Here is a 1,814-nt window from a genome sequence, read left to right on the forward strand (position 1 = left end):
CGAGCCCGCCAGCGCCGCCTACAACATGCCCGCGGCTCTGCGCCTGACGGGCGCCCTGGATGTCTCCTCTCTCCAACGCGCCCTCTCCGAGCTCGTCCGTCGCCACGAGTCCCTCCGCACCTCCTTCAAGTCCATCGAGGACAACCCCACTCAGGTCATCTCCGACGTTCCAGTCTCGTTCCTTCAGCTCATCGACCTGAGCGGTCTGCCAGGAGAATCCCGCGAGGCCGAGGCACAGCGTCTGGCCGAACAGGAGGCGCGCAAGGCCTTTGACCTCGCGAATGGGCCGCTGCTGCGCGCCTCGCTGCTGCGTTTGGATGAACGCGAGCACGTGCTGCTGCTGACGATGCACCACATCGTCTCCGACGGCTGGTCCATGGGCGTGCTGGTGCGGGAGATGGCTACCCTCTACGCGGCCTTCTCCGCGGGCCAGCCCTCGCCCCTGCCCGAGCTGCCGGTGCAGTACGCCGACTTCGCGGTGTGGCAGCGCTCGTGGCTTCAGGGCGAGGCCCTGGAGGCCCAGCTCGACTGGTGGCGCAAGCACCTGGAAGGCGCCCCCGCCGCGCTGGAGCTGCCCACCGACTTCCAGCGCCCCGCCGTCCAGTCCCTCCGGGGCGCCGCGGCTCCCGTTCAGCTGTCGCGCGAGCTGTCCGACGCCCTCAAGGCCCTGTGCCAGCAGGAGGGTGTCACGCCCTTCATGGCCCTGCTTGCTGGGTGGCAACTGCTGCTGTCGCGCTACTCGGGCCAGGAAGACATCACCGTCGGCTCGCCCATCGCCGGCCGCCGCGTCGCCGAGTTGGAGGGCCTCATCGGCTTCTTCGTCAACACGCTCGCGCTGCGCACGCGCATGGAGGACAACCCCTCCTTCCGCCAGGTGCTGGCGCGCGTGAAGGAGACCACGCTCGGCGCCTTCGCCCACCAGGACATTCCCTTCGAGAAGCTCGTCGAGGAGCTCGCCCCGGGACGCCCCCTGGGCCGCTCGCCCCTGTTCCAGGTGATGTTCGCCCTGCAGAACACTCCGGCCCCCCACCTCGCTCTTCCTGACCTGACGTTCGACTCGCTCTCGCTCGAGAGCGCTACTGCGCGGTTCGAACTGGAGTTGAATCTCGCGGAAGCCCCCGAGGGCTTCTCGGGGAGCCTGACCTACAACGCGGATCTGTTCTCCGAGGCCACGGCCGAACGGCTCTCGCGGTACTTCGCCATTCTGATGGAGGGACTCGTCTCCCAGCCGGAGCGGCCCTACCACCACCTGCCGCTGCTGTCCGCCGAGGAGCGGCAGACGGTGCTGGTGGACTGGAATCACTCGCCCTCCAGCTACCCGCGCGACGCCACCATCAACGACGTCTTCGAGCGGCAGGTCGCCGCCACTCCCGAAGCCATCGCCCTGGAGTACGGCGCGCGGCGCCTCACCTATCGCCAGCTCGACGAGGCCTCCAACCGCTTCGCCCACCTGCTGCGCGCCCGCGGCGTCGGTGCCGACTCCCGCGTGGCCCTGGCCCTGGAGCGCTCGCTGGAGCTCGTTATCGCGCTCCTGGGCATCCTCAAGGCCGGTGGCGCCTATGTCCCGCTGGACACGGCCTACCCCCGTGAGCGCCTGTCCTCCATGCTGGAGGACGCGTGCCCCGCCCTGCTCGTCACCACCCGGGAGCAGCTCTCGCGCCTGCCCGCCGAGCACCTTCCCACCCTGCTCGTCGAGGAGGCCGCTGAGGCACTGGCGCATGCACCCGCCCTGGCCCCGGTCAGTGGAATCTCCGCCCGCAACCTCGCCTATATCGACTTCACCTCGGGCTCCACAGGCCGCCCCAAGGGCGTCT

Annotated in this window: 1 protein-coding gene; it reads left to right on the plus strand. The window is 69.6% G+C overall.

The window, feature by feature from the left end:
* The coding region (locus G4D83_RS45150) for a condensation domain-containing protein (RefSeq protein WP_163871154.1) at positions 1-1,814 on the plus strand (1,814 nt) is incomplete at both ends.

It is taken from the genome of Myxococcus eversor, from assembly GCF_010894455.1.
Taxonomy (GTDB): domain Bacteria; phylum Myxococcota; class Myxococcia; order Myxococcales; family Myxococcaceae; genus Myxococcus; species Myxococcus eversor.